At 46.5% G+C, this 15,884-nt stretch carries 14 protein-coding genes; 3 read left to right on the top strand and 11 right to left on the bottom strand.

Annotated elements, in window-relative coordinates:
• Window positions 1–68 precede the first annotated feature (68 nt).
• Both NF543_RS14400 and NF543_RS14395 read left to right on the top strand, forming a co-directional pair.
• On the top strand, window positions 69–2,867 hold the full coding sequence (locus NF543_RS14400) for an outer membrane beta-barrel family protein (RefSeq protein WP_257669033.1): 2,799 nt from the start codon (window positions 69–71) through the stop codon (window positions 2,865–2,867).
• Window positions 2,868–2,880: 13 nt separating this feature from the next.
• On the top strand, window positions 2,881–3,657 hold the full coding sequence (locus NF543_RS14395) for a GLPGLI family protein (RefSeq protein ID WP_257669032.1): 777 nt from the start codon (window positions 2,881–2,883) through the stop codon (window positions 3,655–3,657).
• A gap of 17 nt (window positions 3,658–3,674) precedes the next feature.
• Here NF543_RS14395 and NF543_RS14390 read toward each other — a convergent pair whose 3' ends face one another.
• The 11 genes from NF543_RS14390 to NF543_RS14340 form a co-directional block, all read right to left on the bottom strand.
• On the bottom strand, window positions 3,675–4,754 hold the full coding sequence (locus tag NF543_RS14390; RefSeq protein ID WP_257669031.1) for a sensor histidine kinase: 1,080 nt from the start codon (window positions 4,752–4,754) through the stop codon (window positions 3,675–3,677).
• A 20-nt stretch (window positions 4,755–4,774) separates the two neighbouring features.
• Window positions 4,775–5,116 carry a hypothetical protein gene (locus NF543_RS14385; RefSeq protein WP_257669030.1) on the bottom strand — a complete coding sequence of 114 codons (342 nt, stop codon included), beginning with the start codon at window positions 5,114–5,116 and terminating at the stop codon, window positions 4,775–4,777.
• 53 nt (window positions 5,117–5,169) lie between these two features.
• Entirely contained in the window at window positions 5,170–5,562 is a 393-nt protein-coding gene (locus NF543_RS14380; protein ID WP_257669029.1) for a response regulator, read from the bottom strand.
• A gap of 449 nt (window positions 5,563–6,011) precedes the next feature.
• Window positions 6,012–7,502: an NADH-quinone oxidoreductase subunit N gene (locus NF543_RS14375; protein WP_257669028.1), complete on the bottom strand. Its 1,491-nt coding sequence runs from the start codon at window positions 7,500–7,502 to the stop codon at window positions 6,012–6,014.
• Window positions 7,503–7,523: 21 nt separating this feature from the next.
• Entirely contained in the window at window positions 7,524–9,125 is a 1,602-nt protein-coding gene (locus tag NF543_RS14370) for a complex I subunit 4 family protein (protein ID WP_257669164.1), read from the bottom strand.
• A 2-nt stretch (window positions 9,126–9,127) separates the two neighbouring features.
• Window positions 9,128–11,164 (bottom strand): NADH-quinone oxidoreductase subunit 5 family protein, encoded by a 2,037-nt coding sequence (locus tag NF543_RS14365; RefSeq protein ID WP_257669027.1) that lies wholly within the window; start codon window positions 11,162–11,164, stop codon window positions 9,128–9,130.
• A gap of 23 nt (window positions 11,165–11,187) precedes the next feature.
• Window positions 11,188–11,493, bottom strand: a complete 306-nt coding sequence (gene nuoK, locus NF543_RS14360) for an NADH-quinone oxidoreductase subunit NuoK (protein WP_258171738.1) — start codon at window positions 11,491–11,493, stop codon at window positions 11,188–11,190.
• The gene (locus NF543_RS14355; RefSeq protein WP_257669026.1) at window positions 11,490–12,032 is read right to left on the bottom strand and encodes an NADH-quinone oxidoreductase subunit J family protein; all 543 of its coding nucleotides are present in this window, start codon (window positions 12,030–12,032) and stop codon (window positions 11,490–11,492) included. The genes nuoK and NF543_RS14355 overlap by 4 nt, the downstream gene beginning before the upstream one ends.
• A 5-nt stretch (window positions 12,033–12,037) precedes the next feature.
• A complete protein-coding gene (locus NF543_RS14350) occupies window positions 12,038–12,598 on the bottom strand; it encodes a 4Fe-4S dicluster domain-containing protein (RefSeq protein WP_257669025.1) in 561 nt (186 codons plus the stop codon).
• Between the two features lie 118 nt (window positions 12,599–12,716).
• Entirely contained in the window at window positions 12,717–13,769 is a 1,053-nt protein-coding gene (locus NF543_RS14345) for a complex I subunit 1/NuoH family protein (RefSeq protein WP_257669024.1), read from the bottom strand.
• A 235-nt stretch (window positions 13,770–14,004) separates the two neighbouring features.
• Entirely contained in the window at window positions 14,005–15,291 is a 1,287-nt protein-coding gene (locus NF543_RS14340) for a citrate synthase (protein WP_257669023.1), read from the bottom strand.
• 225 nt (window positions 15,292–15,516) lie between these two features.
• Between NF543_RS14340 and NF543_RS14335 the strand changes: the two genes are divergently transcribed.
• Window positions 15,517–15,882 (top strand): BlaI/MecI/CopY family transcriptional regulator, encoded by a 366-nt coding sequence (locus NF543_RS14335; RefSeq protein WP_257669022.1) that lies wholly within the window; start codon window positions 15,517–15,519, stop codon window positions 15,880–15,882.
• Window positions 15,883–15,884: the final 2 nt, after the last annotated feature.

Raw genomic sequence — 15,884 nt, 5'->3', positions numbered from 1 at the left:
GAAATGGTGGGAATCGGGGAGGTGGCTTCTTTGCCCACGGACAAAAAACTGTAGCATAAAACCTAGTTATGAAGAAGACACTCATTGCGCTTATTGTGGCATGTATATGTTGGCTCCCTGTTGTGGCACAACAGGACGGTCATATAATCAAAGGTTCGGTGGTAGATACCGCCTCAAGTGTCAAACTAGCCAAATCTTCCATTGTATTGGTGCATGCCCAAGATTCCATGCTCTACCGGTTTACCCGAGCGGACGAGTCGGGGAATTTTCAATTGGATGGGTTGGAACCGGGTGAATATATCCTTTTTGCCACTTATCCCGATTATGCGGATTATGTGGAGCGTTTTACCCTTGATAGTGCTTCAAATTTGGTTGATCTGGGTAATCTGGGATTGGTATTGCGGAGCAAGTTACTGGAGGAAGTGTTGGTGAATCGAAGGCAGGCTATCACCATCAGGGGCGATACAACCGAGTATGATGCGGCAAGTTTTGTCATCGAGCCCAATTCAAAAGTGGAAGACCTGCTCAAGCAGTTGCCCGGCATACAAGTAGACCAAGATGGCAAAATCACGGCACAAGGGCAAACGGTCAACAAAGTATTGGTGGATGGGGAAGAGTTTTTCGGGGATGACCCCACATTAGTAACTCAAAACTTGCGGGGCGACATGGTGGATAAGGTGCAGCTGTACGATAAGCGGAGTGACCAAGCCGAATTTACCGGGATTGATGACGGGGAACGTGCCAAGACGCTTAACATCAAACTCAAAGAAGATAAAAAGAAGGGGTATTTCGGGAAGGTGGATGCCGGCGCGGGCACTAACGAAATGTACCAAGGGCAAGCCATGTTTAACAGGTTCGATAATAAACAACGGTTTTCTGTTTTCGGCACACTTGGCAACACGGGCCGTACGGGACTGTCCCGGCAGGATGCCGACAGGTATTCATCATCAGGATCTACTTCCTTTACCGACGATGGCGGCATTATGATTTCTGTATCAGGCGGGCAGGACGATATCGAGTCATGGAGTGGGCGTTACGATGGCCGCGGGATACCTTCCGTATGGAATGGCGGTGCCTTTTATAGCAATAAATGGGGTGAAGGCAAGCATTCCATTAACGGTAATTACAAAGTTGGCGACCTGAGTGTCAATGGTTCCAGCAATACCGTCACCCAGAATAATCTTCCCATAGGGGCCATTAATACGACGTCTGACCAGGTGTTTGATCGGCGAATTTTCCGACAAAGGGCCGGGGCTATCTACGAATCCAAGTTTGATTCTATATCCACATTGAAAGTGACCTTTGACGGAACCCTCAAAAATGGAGAGACGATGGATTTCAACCAATCCGCAGGCACGAACAACGCGGGGGATATGCTCAACCAGTCGATGAGGCGCACCAGGAATGAAACGGAAGGGCAGCAATTTTACCTATCGGCGCTATGGACAAAGAAACTACGCAAGCAGGGACGCACGATTTCTTGGGAAATCAATGAATCCATTAACCAAAACAAAGCGAATGGACTGCTGTACTCCGAAAGCAAGTTTTATACCGATGGCGAGGTAGATAGCACTTTATTGGTAGACCAGCTGAAAATCAATGATAGCCAAAGCTCGGTATTCAATTCCAACCTTACCTATTCCGAGCCATTCAGCAAGACATTATCACTGATTCTGAATTACCGGCTCACGGCAAATAATGGAACTTCACTTCGGCAATCCTTCAACCAAAGCGGTGCCGGTCAATATGATGATCTGGATTCGCTCTTTAGTAATGATTTCAAACTAAACCAATTATCTAATCAGTTGGGGGCGGTGTTTAACTATAAAAAAGGCAAATCCACCGTCAATTTTGGCACAAGGGTGAGTCGGATACAATTTGACCAGACCGATCGGTATATAGACAACCGGTTTGAACGTCGTTTTACCAACTATAATCCCCAGGCCAGTTGGCAATACCGCTTTTCACAGCAGAAGTCGCTCCACATCTCCTACAATGGAAATAATACACAGCCCACCATCAGCCAGATACAACCCGTACGTGTAAATGACGACCCCATGAATATCATATTGGGAAACCCTGATCTTCGGCCCTCGTTTACCAACCGGGTGAACCTTTCCTATAACTCTTATAAGGTGCTCGGCAGTCAATATTTTTATGTGTTTGGCAACTATTCTACCACTCATAACCCCATTGTGAGCAACACGTTTACCGATTCTGTGGGTAGAAGCACGTTCCAATATGACAACCTTGGAGATAAAGCGCCCTCGAATTTTTGGTTTAACGCATTCTTTAGCAAAAATCTGAAAAAATGGGATATCAATCTGGGCGGTGGTCTCAGTGCAAATGGAAATATCTATTACAACATTGTCAACGGTGAGTTGAACCGAACGGTATCTTCTACCTATTCCAGCTCGGTAAGCATCCGGAAAAATAAACAAAAGAAATACAATTTTAACTTGAATTTCGGGCCTACGTATACTGCCGGTGAATCTTCATTGCAGCAACAACAAAACAACAATGGATGGGGCCTTAATGGCGACTACTCGTTCAATATCTTCCTCCCCTTGAAATTTCAGATCAACTTCGTGGGCCGCTATACATACACTGCGGCCACCCAATCATTTGCTGAGGATTTCGAGCGTTTCATCGTCGATGCTTCCATAAGCAAGAAATTCCTGAAAGATGAAACACTGAGCTTCTCTGTTGGGGTGAATGACATTTTCAAGCAAAACCTGGGTTTCAGCCGCCGTGCCAACAATAACATGATCACGCAGAACAGTTATACCACCATAACTCGCTTTCTAATGTTTTCACTTACTTGGGACTTCAATAAAATGGGCGGTGGCCCATCTATGCAAAATTAACAGACTGACGACCATGAAGAAATTGTTTATTATATCATTTATTGCCCTATCGTTGTTTGTAGTGGAGACCGTGATTGCCCAGCACGCCCGGTTTGTGGAGCGTGGTGTCATCGAATTTGAAAAACGGGTAAACATGTATGCCAAGATCAAGGCCAGAGTTGGCAATAGCACGTTTATGGAACAAGCTTTTGAGCAATATAAGCAAACACAGCCCCAATTCAAATCGTTCACCTATTCCCTCGCATTTGACCAAACAAAAACCCTTTATTGGCCGAAGAGTGATAAAGGAGCTACAGCGAGTGGTTTTTTCGGCAACGATCCTTCCATAGACATGGGTAATACCATATTTACAGATTTGCTTGCCGCGCAAAACGTCAGTCAGAAAAGCATTTATGAAGAGACTTATCTGATAACGGACAGCATCCGGCACATCCAATGGCGCATTACCAACGAGACCCGAGAAATTGCAGGGTATGAATGCCGTAGGGCCAATGCATTGGTGCTTGATTCCATTTATGTGGTTGCTTTCTATACAGACCAGATTCCTGTGTCCGGTGGTCCGGAATCGTTCACTGGTCTGCCCGGTATGATCCTTGGTGTGGCCCTTCCCTATGAAAACACCACATATTTTGCCACCAAAGTAGATGACCGGCCTGTATCGGCCAAGGAACTGGAAGTGCCGAAGAAAGGGAAAGCCGTTAATTACCGCGAGCTGCGTACGCAATTGGAGGCGAGCCTGAGGAATTGGGGCGACTATGCGCAATCCATCCTGAAGGCGATGATGTTATAAGTTGATTCATGCAGGCATTAATGAGTCATTTCACCATCCGCTTTCCCCCCCTTTGAACCATTTCCATTTTGGATACGGTTAAATCGGCTTTCCGCCGGTAATAAAACAGTGAAACTGGTGCCCGTTTCTCCGTCGCTTTCCATCTCGATTGTGCCACCGTGCGATTCAATGATTGTTTTAGTAAGGTATAATCCCAGTCCGGTTGTCGGTTCTCCTGCTGTACCAGGACGCTTGGCTTTCGTAAATTTATCAAATATCTTATCCCTTATGGTTTCCGGAATACCGATGCCTGTATCCTGAACAACGAGCAACACCTGGTTGTCGGCTGCTTCCATAGTGGAAAGGCTGATCATCCCACCCGGATGCGTAAACTTGATACTGTTCCAAAGTATATTGCTGATTGCCCGCTTTAGTTTAAGGCGGTCAGCCTTAATGGTTTTGTTGCAGTTCAGTTGTTTTGATAAAATGAGCTGCTTACTTTCCAGTTTGTCGGATAAGGAAACTGTGCACTCGTTGACCAAGTCATCCAGGTTTTCATCCTGAAGCGTAAGGGCTTCGTTTTGGGACTGTTCGGTAGAGAGGATGTCTTGGATGAGCACCAGTGCGTAGTCGCAGGTTTGACTTAACTTATCGATAAGGTATTGATGTTTATTTAGAGCCGGGTCGGCTTTCAGTATAGTTCCCAGCATACTGATGGAAGCTATCGGACTGTGCAAATCATGTGTTGCCGCCAGTAAGGCCACCTTTTGCTTTTCATGGCTGGTATGTAGGTAAGAAAGTATATCTCCCTGTTTAATAATACCGTAAAAGCTATCTTCATAAGTAACGGGAAGTACCGTATTACCCGTTGTTTTCATCAGATTCAGTACAGCACTTATTAATTCAGTACAAGTTACTGCAGGCTTGCTCCTTAAACAATCAATAACCAGTTGATGCTGTTTCATAGCTAGGTCCGCCGCAGTGAGTACACCAATAGGCTTATTTTCTTCCAAAATGACCGCTGCATCCTGTGTTCGCAACAACTCCTTTGCTCTACCTGTTCCGGCATATGCATCTAGTGTCGCATATTGCTTGGTTATCAGTGTTTTTATATTCATAGATTAGGTGTACCTCCGGTTTAGCCATTAATATTGTTCATCGAAATCCGTACCTTCATATTAACCTGTATTAACTCGCCTTCAGCGACATGTTCAAAAACATGCCGTTGTAATAACTGTGTAATTCTTTCAGCCGGAATTTTAGTAAGGAGATTTCTGTTTATAAAAACAGCTTCTATGCGTTCATATCCCGCATCCGTATCCACTGCTTGAAAAGTGCCCGGAGCAAGCATATCCAATGATTTGCCCAGCCCGTATCGGCCCTGCGCTGCGTTTTTTGCGAGGATCAGTACATCATGGAACAGCGGTAGCTTAAGCTCCTCAAAACTGATATCAATTCCATATGTTTTGCCTGTATCCAATTGGACATTCCTTTCTTTAGCAAAGTACGACCAGTGGTTTCCGTGTCATTGATTTACGCGGTCAGTGGTTTCTGTGTCATTAATTTACGCAGTGTTTCTCTGGTCAGGGGCTTTTTATTAAAAGCAATTACCTGGGTGTATGATTTTGACTTTATTTCATCCTCAACTTCTTCAGACGAGGTATTTAAAATTACCCAAACATTCTTGCGGTAAGGTTTGTTGCACAGCAGATCCAGAACGCCCCACCCGTCCATCGCCGGCATATTGATATCAAGTAGTACCAATATCTTTTTGCCCAAAGCTGCTTCCCGATCGATAAGGTCAAGTGCACTAAAGCCATCATAGCATACAATAGGTTCATCAAATGGTCGCACTGATTTTATCAATGCTTTTTGTATCGTGCCCAGCATGATATCATCGTCGACAATAAATATACTTAAATCCATATACCTATTTGGCAGTAAGTAGAGCTAACATTCATTTGGCAAACCCGTTTTATAAGTGGAAGCAAAGGTATCAACGCGCAGTTATTATACAAATATAAACTACGTGATAATCAGATATTGTAGCGGATTTCTGACAAGATGGAACCTGCATGAATACAAGCATATCGGTTAGGTGATGTTTCGGCGATCTCCGCGGCTGAATCTTTGATTGATACCACATGCCCAAACCAGTCAAAAGCCTAAGTTAAGCTATCTTTATCCAGGCTATCCACCGAAGAGCCATTCGGCCAAAGATGAGATGTTCCCTTTGATGATTTACCTCGGGGAGATTGCCAAAGAGAGGATTGATCTAGCAAAACTTAAAACATATGGGATGCCTTTTTATATCGAACAAGGATAGGAATATAACTTTTATCATTGCTTCCCCACAATGCCCAATTAGAGATCCATCAAAACAGGTCTACCAGCCAATACGGAAAAATACCTAACAGTAAAACCGCTGCCGTAATCAATGCAGCCAGCCAGAGCAGGTTTGGATATAGTGGTTGAGCTTCTATTGGTGTTTCTTCTTTGCGCAGAAACGCATTCAGCGGCACTTTAAAATAATAAAATAGGGAGATGACCGTGGTGAGTGCTCCAGTGATGAGTAATACCAATAATCCGATATCTGCGGAAGCTTGCCATTTGCTGAATACCGCGGAAAAGACCAATAATTTACCAATGAAGCCGGCAGTAGGAGGTAGGCCGGTGAGTGATACCAGCAGGATGACAAAACAGACAAAAGCAACGGGCAAAATTTTGCCCAATCCTTTATAATCCGTTACCTCAGTTGCTCCCGTACGTGATTCGATGTAATCGGCCAAGATGAACGTGCCCATATTCATCAGTGCATATACGGAAAGATAGAACAGTAGCACAGCATGTTCGTTTGGGGAATAGGCCAACACGGCCATCATGAGAAATCCGGTATGCCCGATGGAAGAGTAGGCCATCATGCGTTTCACATTGTTTTGGCGCAGTGCAGCCAAGTTGCCCAGCAACATGGTGGCAATGGCCGATACCAATAGCATAAGGTACAGGGATTGGGTAGGGGCACTATTTTCAGGCCAAGCATAAAAGATCCTCGTCAATAGGGCAATCCCCGCAATTTTCGGTGCGGTGGAAAGGAAGGCCGTTACCGGTGTGGGAGCCCCTTGGTAAACATCGGGGCTCCAGAAATGGAAAGGCACGAACGATAACTTGAACCCAATACCTGTAAAGACGAGCAACAAGGCAATGCCGGTAACCACCGGAGGAGCAGCGGACAAGCCCTGGATATGCTGCGCGGAAGTGAAGTCCAGGTTCCCCGTTAAACCATACACCAAGGACAAGCCATATAGCATCACCGCGGAGCATACGGCACCGAATAGGGCATATTTCATGGCTGCCTCCGTTTGCCTTGCCTCCTTGGCGAGGTAGCCCACCATGATATATGAACCGATGGATACCAACTCAATAGCCACGAAAGCCATCAGCCAATTGGTGGCCATGGCCATAAGATTGAGACCGATATTCACGGCAAGCAGGATGCTGTACAAATCGGCTGTTTTTTTATGATGCGATGTAAAATCTGGGTTGAAGTGTACAAATGTAGCAAACAGCAGGCATACCACTGCAATAAGCATACGGATGTATTGGCCAAAGACATCGGGCAACACCATCCCAAACAATAGGTTGTCTGTGGACGGCGAGGCGAGTTGCAATCCACTACATATTCCTGCAAGTGCGATACCGGCAACGGTGAAGGTAAATGTGGCGTGCCGCCATCCGCGGTCAAGGAATAATCCAGAAAAAATGCTGGCGACGAAGGCAGCGGCCAATACCAACTCAGGCACCAAGGCTGGCAGCCCGGAAAGGATGTGGTCCAATTGCTCGCTCAAATCCAACAAAAACTCAGTCATCGTTAACGCTTATTCATTCCGCTAATTCGTATTCATTACCAGCTCCATCAACGCCAACACTGATGCGTTGATTTTATCCAAGGCCAACGCAGGATATACACCTAGCACAAGTGCAAGGACCAGCATAGGCACCATCACAAGCGTTTCCCGCGGTGAAGCATCTGTCAATGCTTTTGCCCATTCATCCCCACCCTTAAGCCTGATCTGCCCGAAAAACATCCGTTGCAATGTCCACAGAAAATAGGCAGCGCTCAATAAAATACCCAGCGAACCGGCCAGTGCCATCCAACGGGGGAGGGCACCATGGACACTCTCCGAGTTGAAGGCACCGATAATCACAAATGCTTCGCCAATGAATGCGGAGAATCCGGGCAAGCCCAACGACGCAAAAAATGCGATCGCCACGAATGCCGTGAAACGGGGCATGATGCTGGCCAGACCCCTGAAATGGTAGATGTCGCGATCGTGCACACGATCGTACAGCATCCCCACAAGGAAAAATAGACCGGCTGAAAGAAAGCCATGGCTGATCATCTGGAATACCGCGCCTGCCGTGCCTTCGGCGGTGAGCGAAGCGGCGCCGAGCAATACGAATCCCATATGCGATACGGATGAGTAGGCAATCAAACGCTTCAAATCACGTTGTGCGAGGGCTACCAAGGCTCCATAAATGATGGATATTACTCCGATAAGGCCCAGCCACCACGCTGATTGCAGCGCTGCATCGGGGAAAATGCTGAAACAGATGCGTAGGATGCCGTAACCTCCGATTTTGAGCAGGATACCTGCCAGGATGATGGATACGGGCGTAGGTGCCTCTACGTGCGCGTCAGGAAGCCAGGTATGCAACGGCACAATCGGAACCTTGATCGCGAAAGCAATGAATAGCACGATGAAGCCCAGCAACCGTGCCGATATCCCGAACAGCTCTTGATGAGCCGCTGCCGAAAACAGGGAGCCAGGTACGTAATTGGCCGGATCCATCATGTGTAGCATATTGAAGGTGTGGGCCCCTGTTGCGGGATCCGTTACCGAAAAATAGAGCCCCACGATGACCAGCAGCATGAAGACAGAACCGAATAAGGTGTATAGGAAAAACTTGATAGCCGCATATTCGCGCCTTGCCCCGCCCCAAATGCCGATGAGGAAATATAAAGGGAGTAGCATCAATTCATAAAAGATATAGAAGAGGAAGAAATCCAATGCGGAGAATACTCCCATCATAGCCATGTCGAGGATCATCAATAGGATGAAATAGCCTTTCAGCCCCTTCTGCATGTTCCATGAAGCACCGATGGCGATGAGCATGATCAAGGCGGTGAGGACCAAGAAAGGCATGGAAAGCCCATCTACACCGATGAAATAATCGATTTCCAAGCGCCCCATACCACCCATATCCAAGCGTATCCAAGGCAGGTGTTCGCTAAACTGATAGAGCCTTTCCTGGGTGATGCCCGCTCCCTTGACATGGAAAAGGTGGTACATACCCCCACTAAGCAACAACTGCAGTGCTCCGATAAGGAGCGCGATATACTTGTATACGCCTTTTTTGCTGGATGGAACAAGGAACATCAGCAGGGCGGCCACCAGCGGCATAAAAATAAGTATGGATAATAAGTGCAAATTCATGCCTGAACGATAATATGATAAAGCAAAACCACCAAAATAATAAAAAACAGGACAAAGAAGTAATATTGCACACGCCCCGTTTGGGAGCGCCGTAACACATTGCCCATTCCCCAAGCAATCTTACCTATCAGGTTTACCACGCCGTCTACAACATGCCGGTCTATCCACCCAGCCAGTGTGGCTGTGGTCCGGCCCAATGCGGCAACTCCATTGACCAGGCCATCTACCAACTGCCGATCTACCCATACCAATACACGCGAAAGCTTGAGGATAGGCTGTACAGCAGTTACATGGTAAAACGCATCCATATAACCTTGGTGTACCGACAACCTGTAAAAGAAGCCTCCTGTTTTCAGGGGGTATTTCCCTAGCGTATACCAGTGCCAGGTGACGACAACCACCAATAACGTGGTCAATGTAGTCAATATAGGGATGGCCAAGTGCAATAGCCTAAGTGGTGGTAGGGTGGGCAGTGGTGCAATTCCCTGCAGCAACCATACTTCTCCATCATTCAACGGATTAACCGTGAAGAAGGGAAATAATGAACAAGCCGCCAAGAACAACATGGGTGCAAGCAACCACCACGAGGCTTCCTTGATCTTAACGTTCATTCCAATAGGCTGCTTATACGCAGGTGATGCAAAAAAGACCTTGAACAGCAAACGGAAAATGTAAAAGCTGGTGAGCACACTTACGATGACCAGCATATAAGGAATGATCTTGGCTGCTCCTTGTTGCAAGGCACCCCATTCAAACGCATGCACAAGCAAGGCATCTTTGGATAGGTAGCCCGCCGTGAGCGGAAATCCAGTCAATGCCAGCGCAGCGATAAGCATGGTGGCACAGGTAATGGGCATGTATTTACCCAGCCCGCCCATGTTGCGAATATCTTGTGGGTCTATTGTCAGCTGATGCTTTTGGTTGAGGTGCTGCATTTCGTGTATGATCGCTCCAGCGCAGAGAAACAGCAGGCATTTGAAAAATGCGTGCGTGACCAGATGGAATAAGGATACGTGGGACATGCCGATGCCAACACCAACCATCATGAAACCCAATTGTGAAATGGTGGAAAAGGCCAATATTCTTTTGATATCGCATTGGGTAAGGGCAAAATAGGCCGCAATGAACGCCGTTAATGTACCCACCCCCGCGATAACCATCAGGGTAGTTTCATTGAATACAGGGAATACACGGACAAGCAGGAACACTCCTGCAGCCACCATGGTAGCGGCATGGATAAGCGATGATATGGACGTGGGGCCTTCCATGGCGTCGGGCAACCATACGTGCAGCGGGAATTGGGCCGACTTGGCCATGGCACCAAGGAAAAAGGCCAAACCGGCCACGGTAAGCCAGACGGCAGGCATAGAGATGCTTGGAACCAGCCATTGACCACCTGCGACAGTTGATTGGGCAAGTAGTCCCTGTGGTCCGAAAAGCGCTTGGATATCCACCGTGCCAAAACCGCTGTATACAATGGCGATTCCAATAAGGAAGCCCGCATCGCCAATGCGGTTGATAATGAAAGCCTTTTTACTGGCCTGGGCGGCAGCATCCTTGGTAAACCAGAAACCGATGAGTAAGTAAGACGCAAACCCTACCAGCTCCCAACAGCAATACATCAGCAGCAGATTGTCGGCCGCCACCAATCCCAGCATCGCAAAGCAGAAAAGGCTCAAATACATCCAATAACGGTGAAGTCCCGGATCGCCTTTCATGTAAGCCACCGAATAAATATGTACAGGCAAGGCCACAAGCGGAACCAGCAGCAGCATAAGCACAGCCATATTGTCTAACCATATTCCCACATGAAACGCCTGCTGGCCAATGGTAAACCAATGCCATTGCACATGTAGGGGGGCATTGTCCCATACCTGCGTGAATGTATAGCCTGCAGCCAACAGGCTCAAGGAGATGGTGATAATGGCGATTACGCCGTTTTTGCTTCTTTTTCCACAAATAGCTGATAGGAGGAATCCCGCGAACGGCAACATTATCGCCAATGAGGCGGCCAATAGGGGGTATGTCTGCATGGGTTCGGGCAATGTTACGTTTTTTAGTCTTTCAAGTTTCTGATGTCTTCTGGATCCACCGTTTTGTAGTATTTATATACATTGAGGATAATTGCCAGTGCAACGGCTACTCCGGCAGCAGCCAATACAATGGCAAACAATGCGAACACTTGCCCGCCATAAAGCGCTTTGTCATAACGCCCGAAAGCCACCAAGTTTAAAATGGCTGCATTGATCATGAGCTCGATACCCACCAGTACCAAAATTGCATTACGGCGGGCCAAGACTGCGTACAGCCCGGTTGAAAAGAGGCAAGCACTGACGATGAGGAAATGGGTAAGCGTAATCATATCCGATCCTCCTTCCTTGTCAAGTGGGCAGCACCAATCAATGCCATCATCAGCAACACGGAGACGACCTCGAACGGCAGCAAGTAATGGGTCATGAGGTGCACACCTAGGTGCTGTACCGTATTGTCCGTTGGCCGGATGATGGCACCCGCGTCGCGTGAAGCGGTGATCCATTCGGGTTCATATGCAGTTGCCTGCACCATCGTGTATACTAATACGGCGAGGAAAGAAACGGCTATGAAAAGCGCCTGCCATACGGGTAAGGCAAAAAAATGAGATGTGCCGTTTTGGAGTTGGTTTAAGAGCTCCTTGTTGGAAAGCATGAAGGCGAAAAGCATCAATACCAATACGCCGCCCACATATACCAGTATTTGGGTAATCGCTACAAAATCAGCTAATGCAAATACATAAAGGCCGGCAACTGAAAACAGTACAACGAAGAAAAGGAACAATGCCCTCACAATATTTTTCATGCTCACCAGCAAGATGGCTGAACCGACTGCAACAACTGAAAAGAGATAAAACAACAACGTTTCCATGCCCGCTATTTGTTTTTTGCCGCCTCCTTTTCGGCTTGGAATTTAGTCCATTCCTGTTTTTTCGCTTCCACTTCTTCAGCCGTCATGTCTGAAAAGGCATAAGTCAAATCTGCCAGTTTGGGTGTACTGCGATCGTATTGGTCGGTCATGGTGATGCATTCAGTGGGGCACACCACGGTACATAGACCACAATACATGCATTTAGCCATGTCGATATCGAATTTGGCCGCATAAAGACGCTTTACACTGCCATCTGAGGTCTTGCCGATGACATCTGTAGCCCTAATGGATTGAATGGCTATGCAATCTACAGGGCACGACTTGGCACACAAGTCGCAGACAATGCAGTCATCCATTTCGACCTCCAGCTGGTAACGCGCCACCTCAGGGATGGGCATTTTTTCTTTTGGAAACTGGACAGTGGTGACCCCCTTCTGTTGAACAAAATAATTTCCCTGCCGTACATCCAACGCCTTGCGCGACCTGTGCGCACCAAAAAGGTGCCCAAGGGTAATGGTTAACCCTTTTGCTGCGGTAATGAATGCATGTAAGGCAGTTTTGAACATTTTTTCAGTTATTGGCTGTCAGCTTTCGGCTATCAGCCATCAGCTTTGATCTGTATTCCGTATTTCCTCTCTTTATGTTAACGTTAACCATTAAAAACTATGTATGGCTAAAATCCAATCACGCCATAACCATGACTCGCCATATTCCTGAAATGGCCATACAGAGAAAGGCCAATGGGGTAAGCACCTTCCAACAGAGCGACATTAACTGGTCGGCCCTTAAGCGGGGCAACGTCCATCTGATCCACATCTGTATCCCCACTACAAGCAGTGTTTTAGACAATGTCCACCAAATTCCCCAAACTAATCCGGTGGTCCAATCCGCAAATTTCAATGCCCCAATATTTGGTAAGGGTGTATTCCAGCCACCAAGGAAAACAACGACACCGATTATCGCCACCAAAAACATCATGGTGTATTCCGCTAGGAAAATGAATGCAAACCGTAAGCCCCCATACTCGGTGTGGAACCCCCCCACCAATTCCGACTCGGCCTCGGGGATATCAAAGGGTGCCCGGTTACATTCGGCAAGTGATGCGATGAAGAAAATCACGTAAGCCAGCAGCAAGTGTGGCGCTTGGAAGACATTCCAAGCAAGTAGCCCCCCTATGCCACTGACATCCCATAATCCCATAAACAGCAACGTGTTTTCCGTTTCGATACCTTGGTTGAGCGTGATTTCCTGCATGTTCAGCGTTTGGGTGATCATGATGGCAGCAATCAATGCAATGCCAGCGGGAATTTCGTATGAAACGATTTGTGCCACTGCTCGCATGGCGCCAAGCAGCGAGAATTTATTGTTTGAGCCCCATCCTGCCATCAGGAGACCAATGGCATCCACGGAGATGACGGCAATGACGTAAAAAATCCCAAGGTTGAGGTTGGCCGGTGCCAGCCCAGGTGCCCATGGTATCACGGCGAAGCCGATAAAAACAGCCAAGAAAATGATGATGGGCGCCATCGCAAACAATACACCATCTGCCGCAGACGGGGTGATGAATTCTTTTTGAATGAGTTTAAGGATATCAGCAAAGGTCTGTAGGCTGCCATATTTGCCGGTTTCCATGGGCCCCAACCGGTCTTGTACAAACCCAGCTAATTTGCGCTCGGCATATACCGCAAACAAGGTGAATAGCGCAATGAATCCAAACAACAATGCGGCTACTAGCATATATGTGAAATAAAAAGCCAATCCGTTCTACACGCTGGTTACGTCGTGCAAACATAAGGATTTGGGAGGATAATATATAGTAGATTGATAGATTATTCGCGGCACTTAGTTTTCATTGGTGCTCATGATTGCTTCGCAGTTATTTTGGATGGTTCTAAAAGAGAGTTTCAGGGGAACTTCATAGGCCTGCGCGTAAGCCTCTACGCACAGCAAAACCTGAGAGTTTTACAGAAAATTATCGTTGGTTCAGTGTGACGTAATCACGCGTGGTGTGACCCATATACACCTGCCTTGGTCGGCCAATGGGTTCTTTGTTTGCCCGCATTTCCCTCCATTGTGCAATCCATCCCGGTAACCGGCCTAGGGCAAATAACACGGTAAACATATCCGTTGGGAAACCCAATGCCCTATAAATGATGCCCGAGTAGAAATCCACATTTGGATACAACTTGCGATCCACAAAATATTGGTCTTTCAATGCCGCTTCTTCCAATTCCTTGGCGATATCCAATACCGGATCATTTATGCCGAGGCGTTCCAATACATCGTCGCATGCTTTCTTAATGATTTTGGCACGGGGGTCGAAATTTTTGTACACCCGGTGTCCAAAGCCCATCAGGCGGAAGGAGTCGTTTTTGTCTTTGGCCTTGGCCAGCCATTTAGCGCTACCGCCACCGTCGTTTTTTATGTTTTCAAGCATTTCAATAACTGCTTGGTTGGCCCCGCCATGCAACGGGCCCCAAAGTGCAGATATGCCGGCAGATACGGAAGCATACAGGTTGGCATTGGATGATCCCACGATGCGGACGGTAGAAGTGGAGCAGTTCTGCTCATGGTCGGCATGCAAAATCAAGAGCGTGTGCATGGCATCTACTACCGCTTTATCTACAGTGATATCTTCCGTAATTTGGCCAAATGTCATGTTTAGGAAATTGTGCACATAATTGAGGTTATTCTTGGGGTAAATGACCGGATGACCGAGCGACTTTTTATATATCCAGGAGACAATTGTTGGCATCTTAGCCAATAATTTAATGATGCTCAGGTTTTCTTCTTCTTCACTCGGATTAGGGTTGAGGGATTCTGGATAAAATGCAGACAGTGCGCCAACAAGGCATGATAGTTGGCCCATAGGATGCGACTTTGAAGGGAAACCATCAAAGAACTTCTTCATATCCTCATGAATCAATGTGTGCCTGCTGATCTTATTTCTGAAATCCTGCAACGTGTCTGCTGTAGGCAATTCGCCGTAGATGAGTAAATAGGTAACTTCCAAAAAGGTTGAATGTTCCGCCAATTGCTCAATAGGATAGCCCCGATAGCGCAGGATGCCTTGCTCACCATCCAAAAAGGTAATGGCGCTTTTGGTGGCACCTGTGTTTTTGAATCCGGGGTCTATGGTAATAATACTGGATATGTCACGAAGTTTTGAAATATCGATAGCCTGTTCATTTTCTGTACCTGTAATTACCGGTAGTTCATGAGATTTTCCGTTTACTGATATTGAAGCTATTTCTGACATAATTTTTTTGGATGAAGTGCAAATGTAATGAAAATGGCATAATAATAAAGTGTTTGAATATAATATTGTTGCCATATTTCATCATATAAAGTCAATTTTCTGTAGCAGATGAGTAATCTTTGATGTGGTTTTCTATGCTCTTTTTCCGCTTTTCGATAAAATAAATTAAAAATTAATTTATAATCTACGTTTTTTTCGGATATTTACGTCATCGACGTAATAACTATGGAAAAACTAACAATACAGGAAGAAGAAGCTATGCAATTAATATGGCGCAATGGCGGTGGCTTTATCAAGGAATTATTGGACAGCATGCCTGGGGAAAAAGTGCCCTATACGACCTTGGCTTCTACCATCAAAAACCTGCAACGCAAAGGGTATGTCAAGGCTGTGAAATATGCCAATGCATACCGGTATGAAGCGATGGTTGAGGAAGAGGTTTACAAAAAAATGTTCATGAATGGGTTTGTGAGCGATTATTTCAAGAATTCTTATAAGGAACTGGTGAGCTTCTTTGCCAAGGAGGAAAAGATAAGCGCCGATGAATTGGACGAAATCATCAAGATGATCAAAGACGATAAAAGTGAATAGCC

The organism is Parapedobacter tibetensis, from assembly GCF_024704835.1.
GTDB classification, from domain to species: Bacteria; Bacteroidota; Bacteroidia; order Sphingobacteriales; family Sphingobacteriaceae; genus Parapedobacter; species Parapedobacter tibetensis.
This window is presented reverse-complemented; position numbering and strand designations above follow the sequence as displayed.